The organism is Mesotoga sp. HF07.pep.5.2.highcov (assembly GCF_003666285.1).
Classification (GTDB): Bacteria; Thermotogota; Thermotogae; order Petrotogales; family Kosmotogaceae; genus Mesotoga; species Mesotoga prima.
The window spans coordinates 1-1,256 of the sequence record NZ_JFHJ01000099.1; the positions used below are offsets into that span (position 1 = coordinate 1).

Sequence of the window (1,256 nt, forward strand, 5' to 3'; positions counted from 1 at the left end):
GATGAACGAGAGTTCACTCACCCTTTCATGTAGTCTTGGAGTGGCGGCGAGCAAGTTTCTCGTATATGGATGACAGGGACCCTGTTCTCCGTATATCTGTTGATTTGTTCCTATCTCCACTATCTTTCCTGCATACATCACCGCTATCCTGTCTGAAACCTCTGCCTCTGTTGCAAGGTCGTGAGTTATGAAGATGAATGAAAGGTCGAGTTTTTCCTTTAAGTCTTTGAGAAGGTTTATTATCTGGGCCTGTACAATAACATCCAGAGCGGTCGTGGGTTCATCACAGATTATAACCTTAGGTTCCAGAAAGAGGGCGGTAGCGATGGCGATTCTCTGTTTCATTCCTCCCGAGAGTTCATGGGGATATCTCTTCACTATATCGCCTGAGAGTCCAACGAGGTTGAGATACTTCTCTATTCTCTTTCTCGCCTCGTCTCTTTCCATCTCTCTGTGTTCCTGGAGGGTCTCCATCATCTGTTTGCCTATTGTGTATACGGGAGTGAGGGTATTCATTGCGCCCTGGAATACCATGGAAATCTTCTCCCAGCGTATATTCCTTCTCATTTCATTCTCACGCAGGGGAGTAATGTCGATACCGTCTACCTCTATCCTTCCTCCGACAATCTTACCCGGGGGAGTGGGCATCTTGAGAAGGGCGAAACCTGTAGTTGTCTTTCCACAGCCTGATTCTCCAACGAGGCCAAGAGTTTCACCCTTCTTCAGTGTGAAGGAGATGTCGTCAACTGCCTTCACGACACCTTTGCTCGTGTAGTAGTAAAGCTTGAGGTTTTCTACAGTCAATATGTTATCCATATTCATTACCTCGTCTTCAGTTTCGGGTTAAGTATCTTGTCCATTGCGAACCCGACAAATGCGAATGTCATCCCCATGAAGGCTATCGCCAGTCCCGGCGGTACTACCCACCACCACATTCCGCTCAACATCGCGCCTCCGCTGTTAGCAGCCTGTAATATCTGCCCCCAGGTTACGATCGTCGCATCTCCAAGGCCCAAAAGACTTATCGTGGCTTCTACGACAATTGCGCCCGGTACGTTGAGGGCCATTGAAGCGAAGGCGTAGGGGATAAGCAGAGGAACCATATGTTTGAAGATTATTCTCGTATTGGAGGCTCCAAGAGCCCTGGAGGCCTCAATATAAGTCTCTTCCTTGATCTGGAGTCCCATGCTCCTGACGGTCTTCACCGGTCCTACCCAGTAGAAGATGCACATTATTCCAATCATCACCCAGATATT

Annotated in this window: 2 protein-coding genes; both read right to left on the minus strand. The window is 48.2% G+C overall.

All coding sequences use genetic code 11. The annotated features are described in order from the left end of the window. Positions 1 to 816: ABC transporter ATP-binding protein (locus BG32_RS01685; protein WP_147434788.1), on the minus strand; the 816-nt coding region annotated here is incomplete at its 3' end. 5 nt (positions 817 to 821) lie between these two features. Continuing rightward, positions 822 to 1,256, minus strand: a 435-nt coding sequence (locus BG32_RS01690; RefSeq protein ID WP_147434789.1) for an ABC transporter permease, incomplete at its 5' end; no start/stop codon positions are given.